Source organism: Flavobacterium sp. AJR, from assembly GCF_002156885.1.
Classification (GTDB): domain Bacteria; phylum Bacteroidota; class Bacteroidia; order Flavobacteriales; family Flavobacteriaceae; genus Flavobacterium.
Window position 1 is genome coordinate 1 of sequence record NZ_NCWQ01000183.1, and the last position, 1,802, is coordinate 1,802.

Consider the following 1,802-nt stretch of genomic DNA (forward strand, 5'->3'; position numbering starts at 1 on the left):
ATTTCAAAGTGAGTAATTTTGAATAAAGCTCCAATAATTACTACTGCTGCTCCCATACCATAAGCGAAATTCATTGTTTTTTTACTTAATAATGCCATAATGTTCTTTTTGTTTAAATTATTAATTTTTTTTAGGTTTAAAATAAAGATTTGGAGTTTTGTCTTTAAGTTTTACTTTTTTATTTCGGATTGTCTTTATATTCGGAATAAAGAATGTTCCTTACTTTAATTTTATATTTTGCAAAGTTCTAAATAACATTTATATCGCAGGAAAGGAAAAAAAATTTAAAATCAACACATTAAGCTTTTTATAGTATAGATACAATACTTTTCTGTTTTGCATGCCTTCAGCTTTAGGATTAGTAGGATGATAAAAGAAAGTGACTATGTATGTGGGGAGGTTTCTTGAATAATAATTAAGGGTAAGATTGTTAGAGATAAGTCTTAACAAAAACTAACTTTTGAGTATTTATGTATTAGGTTCATTAAGTGATGTATTGTATAATCTAAAATTTATTTTTCTATTCTTGACAGATATAACTATTTTATCTTACACTATCGGGAAGCTCTTTCTGTGATCTGATAAAAAAATATATAGTTGTTTTTTTATCTTTTAATTTATCCCTTCTTTAGGTTTTACAAGTTATATGTTTGTAAGTTTTTACATTATTGTACTTTGTTCTTTCGGGATTTATAACAATTAAATTATTAGATTTTAAAAAAGAAAACTACTACCAATAAATTAGTTTTATTAATTCTAGATAATATTATGAGATTTATAGAAAATATAAAAATAACGAAAGAGAATCAAGATGATTTTGCAAATATTTCAGTGGTGTTTGGTTATATTGATATTCAAAAAGGAGTGAATTTTACTGCATCATTCTTAACAAAAGTAGAGTGTGTTTATATACAGGAAGAAGCAATTTTTACTGCACCTCTCCTAGAAGAAATAGTAGGATTTGTAGATATCCAAAAAGGAGCAATCTTTGCAACTCCTGTTTTAAGAAGAATTAAAGGTTATGTTTACATTCAAGAAAAAGCACTTTTTAATGCGGCACTATTATCAGCGATTTTTGGTTCAATTATAATATGTGAAAATGCGACTTTTGCGGCTCTGTCTCTACAAAAATGTGGTTCGGTAAATCTTTGTTTAGGGGCAACCTATATTACACCGGTATTAACAGAGGTGTTAGATGATATCTACATTGAGGACGAAGCTACTTTTATCGCCCCAGTATTAGATAAAGTTAAAGGGGTCATAATCGTCCAAAAAAGAGCAACACTTAATGCGACAAACTTGGTAGATTTTTTTTTGAAAGTTGGTTATGATATTTTAAAAGGGTGTTCAGCGATAGCAGAAGGTAAGTTTCCAAATGGTATCTATCTTAATTTAACAGAAAGAGAAAAAGAATACTTAAAGATGCTAAACCCCTTAGTTAACACTAATAGAGTTTCTCTGTCTTTATGGGAACAATCGGACAATTGGAAAAAAGTAAAAACAAATCAAATTAGAAAAGAGTGTTCTATTTATAGTGTCTCAGAATGGTTACATATATTTGAACTTAATGAGAATGAAGGAATAACTTTGGAAGAAATAGGAAAAACAGTAGCTCCTAATTTAGATTTTTTTATATATGAATCGAACGAAAATATTAAAAAGGCTATTGATACATTTTTATGTTTTGACAAAAACAACATGAAGAATTCTTTAGAAAAAGTAGCGCTTTATAAAGGAAAACTTAACTACTTAATTTGATATGCTGTATTTGTTGCGCTTCTGCAAAGGGATAATAGTTTGAT

At 27.7% G+C, this 1,802-nt stretch carries 1 protein-coding gene and 1 pseudogene; one reads left to right on the top strand and one right to left on the bottom strand.

The features are described 5' to 3' along the window. Positions 1 to 98, bottom strand: a pseudogene (locus B8T70_RS24320) (gliding motility protein GldL); the annotation flags it as partial. A 670-nt stretch (positions 99 to 768) separates the two neighbouring features. Between B8T70_RS24320 and B8T70_RS23445 the strand changes: the two are divergent. Then, entirely contained in the window at positions 769 to 1,758 is a 990-nt protein-coding gene (locus tag B8T70_RS23445; protein WP_039116511.1) for a hypothetical protein, read from the top strand. Positions 1,759 to 1,802 lie beyond the last annotated feature (44 nt).

Excerpts from the sequence above, each read along its gene's own strand:
- B8T70_RS23445 (WP_039116511.1), top strand. The coding sequence starts at position 769 with ATGAGATTTATAGAAAATATAAAAATAACGAAAGAGAATCAAGATGAT.